The 16,324-nt window shown below is 46.0% G+C and carries 16 protein-coding genes and 2 riboswitches; of the genes, 7 read left to right on the forward strand and 9 right to left on the reverse strand.

The window, feature by feature from the left end; translation table 11 throughout:
• Positions 1-15: 15 nt before the first annotated feature.
• The 4 genes from FBF61_RS08750 to FBF61_RS08765 all read right to left on the reverse strand — a co-directional run bounded on the left by FBF61_RS08750 (position 16) and on the right by FBF61_RS08765 (position 5,379).
• Positions 16-1,332: a cobyrinic acid a,c-diamide synthase CobB gene (locus FBF61_RS08750; protein ID WP_229214970.1), complete on the reverse strand. Its 1,317-nt coding sequence runs from the start codon at positions 1,330-1,332 to the stop codon at positions 16-18.
• Between the two features lie 217 nt (positions 1,333-1,549).
• Positions 1,550-3,946, reverse strand: coding sequence for a TonB-dependent receptor (locus tag FBF61_RS08755; RefSeq protein ID WP_138476816.1), 2,397 nt, complete (start codon positions 3,944-3,946; stop codon positions 1,550-1,552).
• Between the two features lie 172 nt (positions 3,947-4,118).
• A riboswitch (cobalamin riboswitch) is annotated at positions 4,119-4,380 on the reverse strand.
• A 70-nt stretch (positions 4,381-4,450) separates the two neighbouring features.
• Entirely contained in the window at positions 4,451-4,906 is a 456-nt protein-coding gene (locus tag FBF61_RS08760) for an RES family NAD+ phosphorylase (RefSeq protein WP_166444472.1), read from the reverse strand.
• Positions 4,907-4,911: 5 nt separating this feature from the next.
• Positions 4,912-5,379, reverse strand: coding sequence for an Xre family toxin-antitoxin system antitoxin (locus FBF61_RS08765; RefSeq protein WP_138476818.1), 468 nt, complete (start codon positions 5,377-5,379; stop codon positions 4,912-4,914).
• An 84-nt stretch (positions 5,380-5,463) separates the two neighbouring features.
• A riboswitch (cobalamin riboswitch) is annotated at positions 5,464-5,746 on the forward strand.
• 134 nt (positions 5,747-5,880) lie between these two features.
• Between FBF61_RS08765 and FBF61_RS08770 the strand changes: the two genes are divergently transcribed.
• The 5 genes from FBF61_RS08770 (at position 5,881) to FBF61_RS08790 (ending at position 11,052) form a co-directional block, all read left to right on the forward strand.
• The gene (locus FBF61_RS08770; protein ID WP_138476819.1) at positions 5,881-6,516 is read left to right on the forward strand and encodes a hypothetical protein; all 636 of its coding nucleotides are present in this window, start codon (positions 5,881-5,883) and stop codon (positions 6,514-6,516) included.
• Positions 6,517-6,550: 34 nt separating this feature from the next.
• Positions 6,551-8,767, forward strand: coding sequence for a TonB-dependent receptor (locus FBF61_RS08775; protein ID WP_310590264.1), 2,217 nt, complete (start codon positions 6,551-6,553; stop codon positions 8,765-8,767).
• Positions 8,768-8,796: 29 nt separating this feature from the next.
• The gene (locus tag FBF61_RS08780) at positions 8,797-9,147 is read left to right on the forward strand and encodes a cysteine-rich CWC family protein (RefSeq protein ID WP_138476820.1); all 351 of its coding nucleotides are present in this window, start codon (positions 8,797-8,799) and stop codon (positions 9,145-9,147) included.
• A gap of 18 nt (positions 9,148-9,165) precedes the next feature.
• Positions 9,166-10,071, forward strand: coding sequence for a helix-turn-helix domain-containing protein (locus tag FBF61_RS08785; protein ID WP_138476821.1), 906 nt, complete (start codon positions 9,166-9,168; stop codon positions 10,069-10,071).
• A gap of 81 nt (positions 10,072-10,152) precedes the next feature.
• Positions 10,153-11,052, forward strand: a complete 900-nt coding sequence (locus FBF61_RS08790) for an oxidoreductase (protein WP_138476822.1) — start codon at positions 10,153-10,155, stop codon at positions 11,050-11,052.
• A 3-nt stretch (positions 11,053-11,055) separates the two neighbouring features.
• On the opposite strand, the gene FBF61_RS08795 is transcribed toward FBF61_RS08790, so the two are convergent.
• Positions 11,056-11,721: an FAD-binding oxidoreductase gene (locus tag FBF61_RS08795; protein WP_138476823.1), complete on the reverse strand. Its 666-nt coding sequence runs from the start codon at positions 11,719-11,721 to the stop codon at positions 11,056-11,058.
• On the opposite strand from FBF61_RS08795, the gene FBF61_RS08800 reads away from it, so the two are divergent.
• Positions 11,711-11,899 (forward strand): hypothetical protein, encoded by a 189-nt coding sequence (locus FBF61_RS08800; RefSeq protein ID WP_138476824.1) that lies wholly within the window; start codon positions 11,711-11,713, stop codon positions 11,897-11,899. The two genes, FBF61_RS08795 and FBF61_RS08800, sit on opposite strands and share 11 nt — an antisense overlap.
• Here the strand turns inward: FBF61_RS08800 and FBF61_RS08805 are convergent.
• Positions 11,860-12,516, reverse strand: coding sequence for a DNA-3-methyladenine glycosylase family protein (locus FBF61_RS08805; protein WP_138476825.1), 657 nt, complete (start codon positions 12,514-12,516; stop codon positions 11,860-11,862). The two genes, FBF61_RS08800 and FBF61_RS08805, sit on opposite strands and share 40 nt — an antisense overlap.
• A gap of 163 nt (positions 12,517-12,679) precedes the next feature.
• Here FBF61_RS08805 and FBF61_RS08810 point away from each other — a divergent pair, with 163 nt between their 5' ends.
• Entirely contained in the window at positions 12,680-13,681 is a 1,002-nt protein-coding gene (locus FBF61_RS08810; protein ID WP_138476826.1) for a virulence RhuM family protein, read from the forward strand.
• A gap of 34 nt (positions 13,682-13,715) precedes the next feature.
• Here FBF61_RS08810 and FBF61_RS08815 read toward each other — a convergent pair whose 3' ends face one another.
• From FBF61_RS08815 to FBF61_RS08825, 3 genes are all read right to left on the reverse strand, one after another.
• Positions 13,716-14,894 carry an acyltransferase family protein gene (locus tag FBF61_RS08815; RefSeq protein WP_138476827.1) on the reverse strand — a complete coding sequence of 393 codons (1,179 nt, stop codon included), beginning with the start codon at positions 14,892-14,894 and terminating at the stop codon, positions 13,716-13,718.
• 21 nt (positions 14,895-14,915) lie between these two features.
• Positions 14,916-15,290: a hypothetical protein gene (locus FBF61_RS08820; RefSeq protein ID WP_138476828.1), complete on the reverse strand. Its 375-nt coding sequence runs from the start codon at positions 15,288-15,290 to the stop codon at positions 14,916-14,918.
• Positions 15,291-15,367: 77 nt separating this feature from the next.
• Entirely contained in the window at positions 15,368-16,237 is an 870-nt protein-coding gene (locus tag FBF61_RS08825; protein WP_138476829.1) for a tetratricopeptide repeat protein, read from the reverse strand.
• Positions 16,238-16,324: the final 87 nt, after the last annotated feature.

Here is a 16,324-nt window from a genome sequence, read left to right on the forward strand (position 1 = left end):
GACCAAGAATGACGATCAAGTGACGAGTTCCAGCAGTTTTTCCAGGAACCCCCTGTTGTCCCCCCAGTACACATGCATATAGGAGGCAAAAGTGTTGTATTTTCGATACAGTTTGGTTTCTGTTTCAATGCCTTTGGCGTTAGTGATTTTTGCTTTTGCTTCTGCTAGTTCGTTGTTTGTAAAACCCGAATAGTGAAATTCGTGACCCCGGAATTCCAGTCCGTCCCAGTTTCCGACGCGATAACCCAACGTCATTTTTGAATGCAGCATGCTGGTATTGCAATCAAGAGCACCGACCATATCAAATGTATTCCCTTGATTATTGGTCAGGGTTTTTCCCAGATACATCAGGCCGCCGCATTCTGCGTAAGTCAATCCACCGTTCCGGCAGTATTCGCCGACGCTTTCGCGCATGGTTTTATTGGCACTCAGTTCTTTCGCGAACAATTCAGGATAGCCGCCAGGCAGGTATAAAAAGTCGGTTTTCGGTAATTGGTGGTCATGCACGGGACTGAATCGGGTGATTTCCCCGAATTCAGCGAGAACATCAATGTTCTGTTGGTATAAAAATGTAAATGCCTCATCATGCGCGACTGCGATTTTAAGCTGCTGAATGGCTTTTGACGATGTTGATCGAAATCTTGATATCGGCTGATCGCGTTTTGTAATGGCAAGTAAACGGTCCAGATCCACTGTCTGCGAAACTGCCGCTGCTACATTCTCAATGACTTTTTCATAATTTGTTTCGCCTGATATATGTAATCCAAGATGGCGGGACGGTATCGCCAGATCATTGTTTTTAGGCAAATAACCTAACGCTTCAACGCCCACATCAGCACAGGCACCCTGCAAAAACCGGTAGTGCGAAGCTGTATTCACAAAGTTGAAAATAACGCCGGCAACGTTGATACCCGGATAAAAATTCTTGAAACCATACAGCAAAGGCGCCGCCGAATAGGCCATTGATCGCGCATCCACCACCAGGATGACCGGGATTCCCAGCAGTTCGGCAATGGCCGCGCTACTGCCCTGCATTTTGTCCGCCCCGTCAAACAATCCCATCACGCCTTCGGTTACGGCAGCATCGGCGATACCGGAATACTTTGCATATATTTCCTCCACATGCGAATCCGAAGACATAAATGTATCCAGGTTGATGCTTTGATGACCAGCCGCCTGGGTATGGTGGATGGGATCAATATAATCCGGCCCGCATTTGAAGGGCTGCACGGTCAGATTCCGCTTTTTCAATGCACGCAGCAAGCCCAGCGTAAGTGTGGTCTTACCCGAGTTGCTGGACGGAGCGGAAATGAGGAAATGCGAACTAGCCAAAATCAGTCGTTGTTTTAGTCGTTAAAATCATTGCTATTTCTGATTATGGGAAGACTTAAAATCTCCAAAACCAATTTTGCGATTCCGGGCCACCAAGATAGCGGTGGATTAGCAGGAATATTTTGGTGAATGTCTTCATTTTTGATTTTGCCACGGATTCACGGATTTTCACGAATGCGGATTCGTGTCCATTTGTGAATCCGTGGCTATTAAATTTTTACAAATTATACTTCAAACTCACCAGAAAATTTCTCGTGGCGCCGGGTGAAAACTGGTTGGCGAATATGGCGTTGGCGAAGTACTTTTCGTTAAAAATGTTATTCGTGTTCAGCCGCAGCCCTACCCTTCCGACCCGGTAACCAATGGCTGCATCGAACAAAGTGTAAGCCGGCAGCACATAGCTATTGGTACTATTGGTAAATGTTTCATCCATGTAATTGGCCCCGGCGCCGATGCTCACCCCTTTGATCGCGCCGTTCTGAATTTCGTAGTTAACCCAGGCGTTCAGCATGTTTTCGGGAGAGAATGAAGCCACTTTACCGGCAACCGGATTGATTTCACCGCCCGCATGCTTCAGATATTTCGCTTTGGAAAAAGTATAGCCCGCGTTGATGTCCAGACCAGGAGCAGGGTTTCCGTTCAGCTCAATTTCAAAACCTTTTGATTCCGCCGAACCGATCCGGCGATAAACCCCGCCCGGCAGAGCTTCGACCTGATTGTTTTTCCGCATATAATACAGCGAGACATTACCCGCCCATCTGAGCGAAATTTCCAGCCGGCTGCCCACTTCGCCCTGGTACCCGGTTTCCGGATCGAAAGTTTCACCATTGGGCGCTACGCGACGGGATGGTTTGAAATAAGTTGAATAAGAACCATAGAAGGAAACAGGTTCAACAGGCTGATAAACAATGCCCAGCCTGTATGTAAGCGCCGATTTAGATATGGTGCTTTTTGCGCCGCGCTCCGTGATGTTCCGGCTCGCATCCACTTTATTGGTATAATAAGTACCGTCAAAAATATCATAACGCAAGCCGGCCAGACCTTTCACTTTGTCAGAAAAACGTATAAAATCCTGCACGTAAATTCCATGGACATTTTCCATGGTGGCACGGTAATCATAATCTTCAATACCAAGATAGCCCTGGTTCAGAACAGGACTATTGAACGGAATCGTCGCATTCAGACCCGGCCCGAAAACTTCTCCGTTGTAGGTTTTTCTGTCCAGCATACTTACCGAATATCCCGCCAGCAGTTTATGCCCGATGCTCCCTGTGCTGAATTCATAGGTTAGTTCAAGCTGGTTTTGCCAGGGTTTGGTAAGGTGGTTAAAATAAAATGGGTACGAGCGCGTGAGCGAATCCAGCGTAGGATTAAAACTCAGTTCCTCCGTAGAAAAGTAATTGATGTTGTCATCGTAGTAAGAAAGCTGGTTGGACAAACGTAAATGATTTGAAAACTGATGAACATATTTCAGCTGGAAATCGTAGCGGGTATGTTTCAGGAAATCCTGCGGATCGTTGTAACGTGTGTTCACGTTCATGCCCGGTGCTACTTTGCTGCCTTCGAGCATTGGAATCCCTGCGTCGGTATCGTAAATGTCTTTATTGGCACCGATGGTGAGATAAAACTGGTCTTTGTCGGTCGGCGTATATTCCAAAGCCAGGTAACCATTGTTGGTATTGGAGCCGGAATGACGGTATCCGTCGGTGTCCGACATACCAAAATCCACCCGGTAACGCAGCTGGTCGCTGATCGAACCACCTGCTCCTGCACGGATTCTCCTGGTATTGAAACTGCCGTAAGCCGCTGAAAAATCTGCCTTAAAATCAGCAGTAGGCCGCTTTCTGACGATATTGATAACTCCGCCCAAAGCCGAATGCCCGAATAAAACCGATGCCGGCCCTTTCAGTACCTCAATGGTTTCCACGTTCGCCAGATTGGTGTTTGGCGCACTGGTTGAAATAGTATGCCGCTCGTCGCGGACACCGTCTACTAGCAATACAAAATTGGAAAATCCCCGGATCGTAAAATGCTGAAAACCACCGTAAGTATTGTTGGCACGAACACCCGTCGTGTTTTTCATGGCTTCTCCCAGATCATCTGCACCACGCTGTTCAATGGTTTTGACCGAAACCGTTGAGGTTGTTACAGGCATATCACGCAGCGGAACGTTGATTTTATTGACTGCCGAAAATGCAGGCCTCCTGCTCGTGCTGATCACCACTTCCGAAAGCTCGTTGGTGATGCCGTTAAGCTTGTAATTCAAAACAGTGACTTCACCGGCTTTTACCAGAATGTTCTCTTTTTTAGCCTCATAACCCACGCCGCCCGCCAGAAATGTGTAGCTTCCGGTTTCTACATTTCTGATCTCAAAACGGCCTTCTTCGTCGGTCACCGCAGCATAGCCCGTACCTTCCAGCCGCACGTGTATCCCTGCGACCGGATCGCCGGCATCATTTAAAATGGCACCCTTGACCCGCCCGGACTGATCGGCCAGAACATGGTCCGGATAGAGGATGAATTGGAGAAAAAAAGCAATTGAAAAGTAAAATTTCGACTGTTTTGTGATGTTGCTGCTGTCAGTTCGCGGACGGCAGTTTTTAATCGTTTGCATACTTTTAACAAATGTTCAGATGAGTTAAAAGCTCCTTGCTGCATTTTACAAGGCAATCGGAAGGGATAAAAAAAAGAAGGATTGGTTGCGCGACAAAAGTCACGATGGTCCACGAGTGTATCAACTCCTGAACAAAAATATCCAGACCAGACTAGCTTCATTCCGCGAAAGCATTGTCAACAAAGAAAAGGCAGGTCTCCTGACTTGTAACATTTATATCATCCTTCCCGGGAGTTTTAATTTTGAATGATTGAATGATCGAATGTTTAATTTTTTTATTATTCAGTCATTCTCTCATTCACTCATTGGCCTCCTAGTGGATATGACTCCGATATAAACTTCTGGTGTTACTTACAGTTGCGCGACAGTTCGTGATTTGCACACGATTCCCTATTAATTCACTGGTTAGTAAAACCCTTTCCTGTTGGAAAAATAAAGTAAAGAACTTGTTTTGGACGTAAAGGTATAGGAATAAATTAAAAATACGGGGAGGCATTTTTCAATTTATAACCGGTTGTCCAGTACGTAATCCTCGATATGGATCACTTTTACCAAATCGTAAAACCTGGGAAACAGCGGATTGAGGACATAGTTGTATTCGGGAGGCATAACCGCACTTCTTGCCTTTAATCCGATAAAATTTTGCTCCTGGAAAATTTTATCCCCTTTAAGTTTTAATACCAGATTCTCGGGCTGGCGCCAGTCGTCCCGTAATTCTTCGTCCATTATTTCAAAAAACGAAGCACTGTCGTCGACCTCGATAGTCATGAGGAACAGGTTGGGAGGCAGCTCCGTTTCGTCAACATGAACCAGGAGTTCGAGCATCGCCAGCGCCCTGCTTTCGCTGGTATACAATGCGAAAACGCCTTCACTGTTCCAGCGACCACCTTCGTTCGCTGCTCCCTGTCCGCTCAGATCATTCGCGCGTTGTTGACGTTTGGCAATTCTGTATAATATCATGTGCATCAGGAATAAACGCCATCTTCGATCCGGCCAAGCACCTGGTTAACGAGCTTAATTCCGGTGGGTGTATTAAGCAGATCAAAAGGCTTTTGCCCATTGAGCGCCTTGTTCTCTTTATGCAGCCAGCGGTTCAATTTGTCAAAATCTTCAAAAACCGAAACGCCTTTCGCCATTGTATTGGCAATTTCAATGGATAAAGACGACACAAGGGTATTCAAAACATCAGCCTTCTTTTTTCGCGCCAGGGTTTTGTATGATAAATTCAGCAGCGCGGCCATGTCTTTCATGGGGATATCCATCACATGGGCCAGGTTTTCTACCGAAGACTTTGAAATGCCTTTTGCGCTGACTACCAGGAAATCCAGACCAGAAACAGGCTCCTTATCCATGAATTTCGTACCGCCCAGGATCTTCCATACAATTTCATTTGCCGATCCTTTTACATCAATTCCTTTGCTTAAAGTGGACATAATTTTCGAAAGTGGACATTTTATCTAAATATAAGAATTTTTGTCTACTTCATATTTTCTCTTTTCCAAACCCCAAAATAACCTAGCTTTGCAGCTTCATTTGGTTCGCGCCTGTGGCGTGATTAAAAGGGAATCCGGTGAAAATCCGGAGCAGTACCCGCTGCTGTAAGTTCAAATACAAGGGTCTTGATAAATGCCACTGGGAATTCAATTTTGAATGGGTCAATTTTGAATGACCGAATGATTGAATGACTGAATATTTAATTTTTATTCAATCATTCAATCATTCAATCATTCAAAAATAAACCCCCGGGAAGGCGTCAATGACTGAACGAGCCAGAAGACCTGCCAGCTGAGAATATCCGTTTTGCTTTCGGGAAGAAAGGTAAAGAGGAATTTGGCGGGCAACTTTTTGCTTTGCCTTCTCCCCTGTTTTCCCTATTTCAATCCGGATAAAGTCACTTAATCCCGCTCGGCGGGTGAAACTTTTATTCGATTGTTATGATCAATTATCTGCTCGTTGATTCCCTGCTGCTAGGCGTCCAACATTCTTTTGAACCCGATCACATGGCCGCTGTTTCCGTACTCGCGACCGATGAAAAACAAAATCCGTCCCGGCGGTGGAAACTCATCTGGCGGTCGTCGCACTGGGCACTGGGACATTCGTTTACACTGATCCTTTTCGCGGTACTGGTACTCCTTCTCAAATCGACCTTTTCGCTGGAGGTCTCCGGCAAAGTGGAGCTGCTCGTGGGGCCGCTGATGATCTGGCTGGGCATCGTGGCTATACGCAGGAATTTCAGAAAAACACCGTCTGTTACCGTCTCAAATGCCCCTCAAAAGTTCAGCAGGTCGTTTTGGGTAGGCATGATACATGGATTGGCAGGTACAGGCGGGGCGTGCGCGGTGGCTTTGACCCTGGCAGCCAGCGACGCCAAAACGGCTGTCTGGATCATTGTGATCCAAAGCCTTGGGATCATCATCTCTATGTCGGCATACGGATATTTCTTCGCTTTTTCTATCGGCAAATTCGTGTCTAAACGGGAAAAATTCCTGCAAATCGTGAACTATGTCGTCGGGGTGTTTTCCATTGTAATCGGAGGGATTACATTGTATGGGATGCAATCGATATTTTAAAACCGTGCGACATTTATTTTTTTAAACATTCATAATGAAACATTTCTTCTACACATATTTTGTCGCGATGCGACGGTTTTTTGATTTTTTTTATTGTCACCCGGTCATCGCCCTGTTTGCTTTTCAATTTATTTGTCATGCCTCCGCGGCCCAGACGGCCGATTCTACGCACCAAAACCTCCTGAACCCCGTGGTCGTGACTGCCACGCGTTTTGAAACAAAAAAAGAGACTATTGCACTGAAACTGGTACTGATATCGAAAGAAGATATTCAGATGACACCGGCCACGGACCTGACCGACATCGTAAGAAAAACGGCTGCGGTCGACGTGATTCAATATCCAAATTTATCGTCAGGAATCGGGATCAGGGGTTTCCGGCCTCAGTTTTCGGGGCTTAACCAGCGTACGCTGCTGCTGATCGATGGCAGGCCTGCCGGCGCTACCAATCTGTCGCAAATCAACCTGAACGGCGTCGAACGGATTGAGGTATTGAAAGGGCCTGCATCTTCATTGTATGGTTCGCAGGCCATGGGTGGGGTGATCAACGTGATTACGGCGCATTCAAAAGGAGATGTGAAAGGAAATGGGTTTGTGGAATACGGCAGCTTTCAAACCGTTCAGGCTGGGATCAATTCAGGCGGAAATCTGACTAAAAAGCTGGATTATGATCTTTCATTCAACTATTTCGAAAGAGTCAAAGACTACAAGATCGGAAAAAACAACTGGCTTCGTCATGCTTTCGGTTTTGAATCGGCTCAAAAAAACTATACGACCCTACCCGTTGAAAACGTAGATGAAACTGTGACTGACGGCGAGAGAAGGCCTTTTACAAAGCTGCACTATTATTCCGGAAGGCTGCGGGTGGGTTATCAGCTGACCAAAAACTGGCGTGCGGACATTGGCGGCGAAAGTTTCCAGGCGAAAGATGTGGAATCACCCGGAGAAATCTCTTCGGGCAGCACCGAAGCCAGTACCAAGGATGTGGACCGCGCCGCCCTGGATTTTTCGCTGACAGGCAAGATCGGAAATCACAGCCCGGGGATCAAAGTGTTTGGATCAGAGGAGAATACCAAGAATTACACACTCAACACGTCCGGCAAACCGGTGATTCCTTTTCGCTCGGCAGAATTGCACAATGCCTGGAAGGGTATTCAGGTCAAGGATGTCTGGAAAATACGCAACCATGCATTGATACTGGGATATGATTACCTCAACGCTTCCACCAACAGCAGAAGATGGACCAATGATACCACCGAACGCGGCCCTACCCAACCTGCTTATGCGATCATTTCGTCCGCCTTTTACGCCCAGGCACTGCTCAATTTCAACCGTCTGACGATCCAGCCGGGTATTCGCTACGATAATATCACATTCGATGTGCGCGAAACCGCACTTTTGCCAACCTATAAAGCTGGTAAGAAAACAAACCCCTTTACCAGCCCCAGCCTGGGGATAACTTATCAGCTGGTCCCGTTTTTACAACTGAAGGTGGCAGCAGGCCGGGCATTTGTAACAACCGACGCATACAGTGTGGCGGGTTATAATGAAATCAGGGATTCCAAAGGCAGGATTGCAGTTACTGCCGGTAACCCTGATCTTAAAAACGAGAGCAGCCTGAGCTGGGACCTGGGCCTGACTTATCATAAGCCAAAATCAGGAATATCTTTCGGGGCGACTTATTTCTCGACCAAAGTGGACAACCGTATAGCCAAAATCATCAGAACTGTGCATGAACCACTTGCTAACAATGATGTGATTGTATCCAGGGCAAGTTTTGTAAATGCCGCCGACGCAAATATCAGCGGTCTGGAAACGGAGATTTCCTATGATTTTGGCGCACTGGAAAATTTCCGTTACTCGCTGAAAGCCTACTGGAACGGTTCGTCAATTTTTAGGGCAAGAGAGCTGATCATCGGGACTGATGCTTCCGCTACCACCCGGGATATTCAGAATGTTGCCAAGAATACTTTCAATTACGGTCTGGAATACGATAACCTGGACTGGCTCAGGGTGCGATTGTCGGGCAGGTCTGTCGGTACAAGAAAGGATATTGACTATACCGACCCGTTGAACCCGGAAATTGAATATCCTCAATATATGGTTTTTGATTTCATCGCCTCTTTTAAAATCAATTCGACGCATGCACTGGCGTTGAAAATCAACAATATTACTGACGAAAATTACTACGAAAAACGCGGCTACAACATGCCGGGCAGGGCGGTTTCTATACGCTACAGCATTAATTTCTAATAAAAAGCGCTCTGACAAAATAAGCCGGAATGGAGAAACATGAAGAGACATATTGTGCAAAATGCAATGCAAAATTCACCTGCAAGGCTGGCGACATTACCAATTGCCAATGCTACGCAGTGCCGCTAAGCGAGGAAACGAAGGCCTTTCTAACCAAAACACATTTCAACTGTCTGTGCAAAAACTGTCTTGAAACAACAGAACAGCATGTACAGATGGCCAGAAAACATCAGTTCCCGACGCAAAAAGTAATGCTGATCGAAGGCCTGCATTATTACAAAGAGGGAGGCTATTTCGTATTTACAGAGTTATACCACATGCTGAGAGGAAATTGCTGTAAAAGCGGCTGCCGGCATTGTCCCTACGGCGGAAACATTTGATTTTCGTACATTTGCTGTATGGATAAAATTGTCAGGCTCAATACATTTTACAAAAGTCTCTCCGCCGACGCACCGGCAGACGAAGCCGAGATCCGGCATTTTAACATCATCCGTGTGGAGGATACTTTACTCCACCGGAATGTGACAGTGAAGTACAGCAGGCGGAGCTTTTTCAAAGTGAGCATTATCCGCGGCCGCAGCAATATCCACTACGCCGATCAGTTTTTTGAAATTACAGACTACGCCCTCGTATTTACCAATCCGCTGATCCCTTTCCATTGGGAAATCATCGGGCAGGAACAGGAAGGCCTGGTCTGTATTTTCACGGAGGACTTTTTCAACCAATTCGGAAACATAGCGGGTTACCCTGTCTTTCAGCGTCCCGATGCTGCTATTGTTCCGCTGAATGCAGACCATTACGCGCGTTTCAAGCAGCTGTTTGAAAAGGCCTATACTGAGCTGGCTGGTAATTATGCCTACAAATACGACCTGCTGCGCGGCCGGTTGCTGGAAATTGTACACGAAGCCCAGAAGTTGCAGCCCGCATTGGGTACACCTACCACCGCCTCCAACGCTTCCGAGCGCATCACCTCTCTATTTATGGAATTGCTGGACAGACAGTTTCCCATCGAAATGAGCAACCAGACCATCAAACTAAAAACGCCGACAGACTTTTCGATTCAGCTTAATGTGCATGTAAATCATCTCAACAAAGCTCTGAAAGAAGTAACCGGCTACACTACTTCCCAGCTTATCCAGGAAAGAATTCTCAAAGAAGCCAGAGTGCTTTTGAAAAGTACGCAATGGACTATCAATGAAATTGCGTGGAGCCTGGGTTTCGAGGAAGCAAACCATTTTTCGGCTTTTTTCAAATCGAGATCAAAGGTTACGCCCAAGCATTTCAGACTGAACTCCATTGATTGAATTCCGTAGTTTTTTGATTGCATCAGGTATGTAGGCGAGGCCGGTAAAGCCCGAATTTTGTCCCGTTAAATATTTTAAATTATGTGGACAACAGACAACATGCCCGGTCAGTCGGGAAAAACAGCCATCGTGACCGGAGCGAACACCGGCATAGGATTTGAAACCGCGCTCGCACTTTATAAAGCAGGTGCACACGTGATCATCGCGTGCCGCGACCATTCCAGGGCAGAAGAAGCACTCAATCGAATAGCCGTTTCGGGCGGAAAAGGCTCACTGGAAATTGGCTTACTGGATCTGGCAAGCCTTCGGTCGGTACGTTCTTTTTCAAAAAAATTTACAGAAAAGCACGGCAAACTGGATCTTCTGATCAATAATGCAGGGGTGATGATGCCGCCTTCCGCCAAAACCGAAGAAGGTTATGAACTTCAGTTTGGTGTGAATTTTATCGGCCATTTTGCCTTGACGGGCTTACTTTATCCAATCCTTAAACAAACACCCGGCGCCCGGATCGTGACGGTAAGCAGCCTGGCCTATCTCAGGGGAAGCATCAATTTCGACAACCTGAAATCCGAACAATCCTATGATCCTGTCCGGGAATATGCGCAGAGCAAACTGGCGAACATATTACTGACCCTGGAATTGCAAAGGCGCATTTCCAAAAAGGGAGACAAAGTGATTTCAATTGCAGCCCAGCCCGGCGCCAACAACACCGACCTTGCCCGTCACATGTCTGAGGAAGCATACAGAGCTGCGCTTGAAAGGTTCGGTACGCTGATGGAACCCTGGCAAGGCGCACTACCCTCTTTATACGCAGCCACCTCGCCGGACGCCGAAGCAGCCGCGCTCTACAGTCCTGACAACCAGGGAATATCGGGGTACCCCGCCAAAGACACCATCCAGCCACACAGATTGGACGAAGACGTAGCTAAAAAGCTGTGGGCATACGCTGAAAAAGCAACCGGGATTTCGTTTCCGGGATGATAATTATTTTTCAAACACCAGAGAGTCAGCATGCGCACCCAGCTTTTCCAGTGTTTCGGCAATAGCCAGTACCATTGGGTCGGGGCCACATATATAGAAGTGTTTTTTGAAATCATCGACTTCTGCTTTCAAAAACGTTTCGTCGATCCTGCGCTGGTCGTGCAGGCTGTCTTTCTGGCGACTGGTCGTGAAATGGGCATTTTCTCCCAGCATACTTCTTAGCTCATCGGCCAGAATGATGTCTTCATCCGTTTTGTTGGAGTAGAAAAGCTTGTTTTCGGCTATTTTGCCTTCCCTGCTGAGCTGGCGAAAAATGGCCAGAAAAGGCGTGATGCCTGCGCCGCCCGCGATAAAATATCCCGGCCCTTTGTATTCGATCGCTCCCCAGGACTCCCGCAAAACCAGCTCGTCACCCGCAACCAGCTTACCCAGTTCATTGGTAACCCCCTGATGTTCAGCATAAATCTTGATCGTAAATTCCAGATAAGGCGCGTCGGTCAGGCTGGTAAATGTAAACGGGCTTCTTTTATCTTCCCATCCTGCTTTGTTTACGGAAAGCTCGGTAGCCTGGCCCGGCTCAAATACATAACCCTCAGGCTTTTCCAGCCTGAGCCGTTTGACATCGTGGGTAACATATTCCGTTGAAATGACCTTTACAATGGTTTCCATTTTACTACTTTTTGATTGGTATGATATGCATATCAATTTCCGCGAAAATATCGTGATCACCAATATTTCCTACAAGGATATCGTACAAAGTTTTAACGCAAACCGCCAGATCTGCGACGGTCCTTCACCCCTCGTTCGCTACCTTTTCCGTTCCGATCTTGCCGGAGATGAAAGGTAATAATGCCAAAGCAGCATCGTAGCAACGGTGCGGTACGGCTGCCAGCTTGCCGCAAACTCCAAAACCTCTTCCCTTGAGGTTTCTTTGGGTAACCCCTTCAACCTTTTCAGGGCGTTCACTGCGGCGAGATCGCCCACGGGAAATATGTCCGCATGCTGCAAGGCAAAGATCAGGTAAATATCCGTCGTCCAGTTTCCTATCCCTTTGAGTGAGGTAAGTCTAGCACGGATGACTTCATCGGGGAGGTTTTCCATGGCAGGAAGATCTATTTGGCGGGCGGATATTGCCTCCGCCAGGTATCTTACATAAGCTGTTTTTTGCCGGCTGAAATAACAATCGCGGAGTTCCCCATCGGTGAGCTGCAGTACATTTTCCGGGGTAATGCTGCCCACCTTTTCCCGCAGCTTGTTGATCGCCGCCAATGCCGAAGCCAGCGACACTCGCTGTTCGAGAATGATATGGACGAGGGTTTCAAAACTGTTGGGACGGTTCCACATCGGAGGATAACCATGTGTTTCAATCACCCGCGCCAGATCAGGATCCGAAGCCGCCAGTTCATCGCAGAGTTGATGGAAATCGTGTAAACCAAACTTAGGAATGCTGGCTGGCTTTGTCATTTAATTCGCTCATCGTTTTGGACAAATATAAACGGTGGAGCCGAAATCACACTGTTACTGTTTCGGATATAAGTGATTCGATGATTTTCAAAAAAACATATTATCTTGGGACAAAGTCAGTAGCACATTTGCTTAACAAAAACACACTATATATCTTATTTTTATGAGCGATCAGCAGGCAGATATTATCTTTTACACCTCCCCCGCAGGCCACGTAAAAGTCGAAGTGATCTTTAATGATGAAACATTCTGGCTGAACCAGAAAAGGTTAGCGGAATTGTTTGGTGTTGAGGTAAACACAATCAACTATCACTTAAAAGAAATTTATAAATCTGGCGAGCTGGCCGAAGAGGCAACTATTCGAAAAATTCGAATAGTTCAAAAAGAAGGAAACAGGCATGTTTCCAGAGATGTTGATTTCTATAATCTCGACGCCATTATTGCAGTAGGTTACCGCGTAAACAGCTTTCAGGCTACGCAATTCCGTATCTGGGCGACGAAAACTTTGAGGGAATTTATCATCAAAGGATTTGTATTGGACGATGAAAGGATTAAACAGGGAAAGCGTTTCGGAAAAGATTATTTCGATGAATTACTCGAAAGGATTCGCGAGATACGCGCCAGTGAGCGAAGGTTTTATCTGAAAATCACGGACATCTACGAGCAGTGCAGTATCGACTATGTGAAAGGTGCAGATATCACGGTTAGATTTTTCAAAACCGTACAAAACAAGCTCCACTATGCCATTTCCGGTAAAACAGCAGCTACGATCATCGCTGAACGGGCCGATGCCGGCAAGCCAAATATGGGTTTACAAACATTCAAAAATGCGCCGCATGGCAAAGTGCTAAAAAGTGACATCGGTGTTGCCAAAAATTATCTCATCGAAAAAGAAATCAAGGAACTGGAACGCATTGTGTCTATGTACCTGGATTATGCTGAAAATCAGGCGGCGAGGCAAATTCCCATGAAAATGGAAGACTGGGTTACCAGATTAGACGCTTTCCTGCAATTCAACGAATATCAGATCCTGAAAGACGGCGGAAAGGTCAGCCATGACATTGCTCTTTCGCTCGCAGAAAAAGAATATGAAAAGTTTCGGATTGAACAGGACAGGAATTTTGAGAGTGATTTTGATAAACTTTTAAAGTCGATGAAAGACTAAAAATCTTCAAGGCGTTGCCGGTCCGCAAGTAGAGCTACAGGTACTTCCGCGCGATTTTGCTTTTTCTGATCAGAATACTAGCAGTCCAGCTTCCCGAAAGAGCCACCAGAAATACAATAGCGAATTTTACAACTGCATGAAAATCAGCATCCATTAACAAAAACTGGCACCATATCACAAAGGGATAATGTAAAAGATAAATCAGATACGCATTGCGGGAAAGTGAGTTCCACCAGCTATTTTCCGAATTGACGAGCGCGCGAAATGTAGTCAGGAATGCGATGCAGCTGCATGTGCAGGACGCTACGTAAACTGAAAAATAAATAAGATACCCGTAAAACCCGGACAATGTACCTGCCTTAACAAGATCGGTAAGATAACCGGAAATCACTGTGAGAATTGCGTAAACTGACACACATACAATCATCCATAGCCACCAGTATTTCACGACAATTGATCTGGTAGAAAAAATACCTTCACTGAAAGTGGTATTACCCACCGTCACCCCGAACATAAAATAGCCAAAATACAGCAATATGCGGTCGAGCTGAAAGTCAAAGGGCCCGAAACCTGTCCAGGTACCGGCGCCGATGAGAAATACGACCGGAACATACAGGAGAAATGTGAGCGAAAACCAAAACACAAAAAAGCGAAAAGGGCTATTTGATATCCGGTTAATCATGCCGGATAGCCTGCCAAATACCCTTTTCATAGAAGGATAGGTAACAGCAAACAGGATATTGAACAAAAACAAAACCCAGATAAACCAGGGCGGACCGACGGGCCAGCGCTCAACTGTAAAGAAATCCAGGATGTGAGCTGAGACTTCCGTGTTGCCCGTGGCGATATAAAATGACGGAAAATGCGCTAGCAGATTCAGCAGCGTCCCCCCGATGATAAAGGGAATAAACAACCTGTAAATCCGGTCTTGGACAAAAACTGCTATGCTTTTCTTCTCAATGCTTCTGATCAGGAACAGCCCGGCAATAAAAAACATCAGCGTCATAAAAAACACATCGTTGAAATTTTCAAAAATATCCAGCCCGACTGACCGCTCGGAGTCCACAATCGGGTGCGTGGAATTGATATAAGCCGTACTGTCAAATTTAGCGAAAGTGGTATAAGCCAGGGATGAATGATGTGCTACAACAAGGACTGTAATAAACGAACGCAGATAATCGACCCATAAAGTCCTGCCGGCTTCTTTTTTCATTTTTCAGTTAATTTCCAAAGTCTATTTCCCTTCAATCACTTTTTTCAACTTTTCACACATACTTTTTATGCGGTGATAGGAAGCTTCGGAGTTTTGTTCCTTGTCCAGTCTGATCAGAATTTTGCCGGGCGATTCTTCCAGTTCAATCTTCGTATGATCGTCCAGGATCAGTTCCTCTATATGCACATAGTCGCCGGTCACAGATCCGGCAGGCGCTATCTGCGTATGCACAAAACGCTTTATTTGCCTGGTTTTACGCTCATTGAATTTTGCAAAAAACTCAAACGTATCATCAGAATCGGTAACAGAAATTTTAAGGTCTTCTCCGCTGGAACAGGACAAAAACAAGCCCAGGATCAGAAACAAACAAATTTTCGTTTTGAATAAATTTTCCATAGCTACTAATGTTTACAAGGTACCATGCAATATACAGTACTTTGAACGAATTATCTCGCAGTAGCTTATGAATTGTTTTATTTCATAACCAACGCCCGTTTCATAAAACCGCCCAGGAAACTTGCGGCCATGGTAAGAACCAGCGAACCGTAGAGACCAAAATTTTCCAGCTCACGCCTCCCGGATGTTTCAGGTTGGGTAGTAAACAAAAGGTACCCGCTAAAAACCAGCACACATTGCAGCAACGCAATCACCCAGCCTTTGGTGGGTTCAACAAAACCAATCGCGATGGCAGCCAGCACAGTGATCAGATACGGAAGATGGACGGTCTCCGCGTTTTTAATCGACATTACCACGATAGTACTGGTAAACGCAGCCATGACCATGCTTGCGACCAGTTTTTTATTAAAAAAAGGTGCTTTTAGTCGGGGAGCCTGTTTTTCATTTTTCCCTTGCTCATTGATCCGTTTTTCGCTGGCAAAATCTGCTCCGGCCTCCGTGCGTTGCCCTAGCTGAAGATATACCTGCGCTCTCCAGTAATAAGGTTCCGGTGAAGTTTCCTGCGCTTTGATTACCGCCTTGTTCAACGATTGCAGCGCAGCATTATAATCCTGATCTTCGAGATAAAACCTACCCAGTTCCATGTGAGCACGGAAAATATCATCATCGATACTGGCCGCAGTCTGCACATCCTGAAATCCTTCGGTCCGCTTGCCTTTGCCTTTCCGGCTCAATCCACGGTAAAGATAAGCAACACCTGACTTGGGTTTCTCGCTGATTTTTAAATCGAAATAGGCATACGACTCATCGAACTGACCATTTTTATAAAGTTCGATCCCCTTCGAAAATGCAGCTTCTTCCTTTTCAGATTTCGAGCGGAGGTCTGCATAATTGCGTAAATAAAATATATAGCCAAAAAATGTAACTACAACAAGTAACTCCAGCATGTCTGAATTTTAATTGGGTCCGTGGGAGGTTGCTTTAAAACACCCGCGAAGGTACGACAGCCCCAAGTTATTTAAAATTAAAAACCA

Source organism: Dyadobacter bucti (assembly GCF_005869225.1).
Classification (GTDB): Bacteria; Bacteroidota; Bacteroidia; order Cytophagales; family Spirosomataceae; genus Dyadobacter; species Dyadobacter bucti.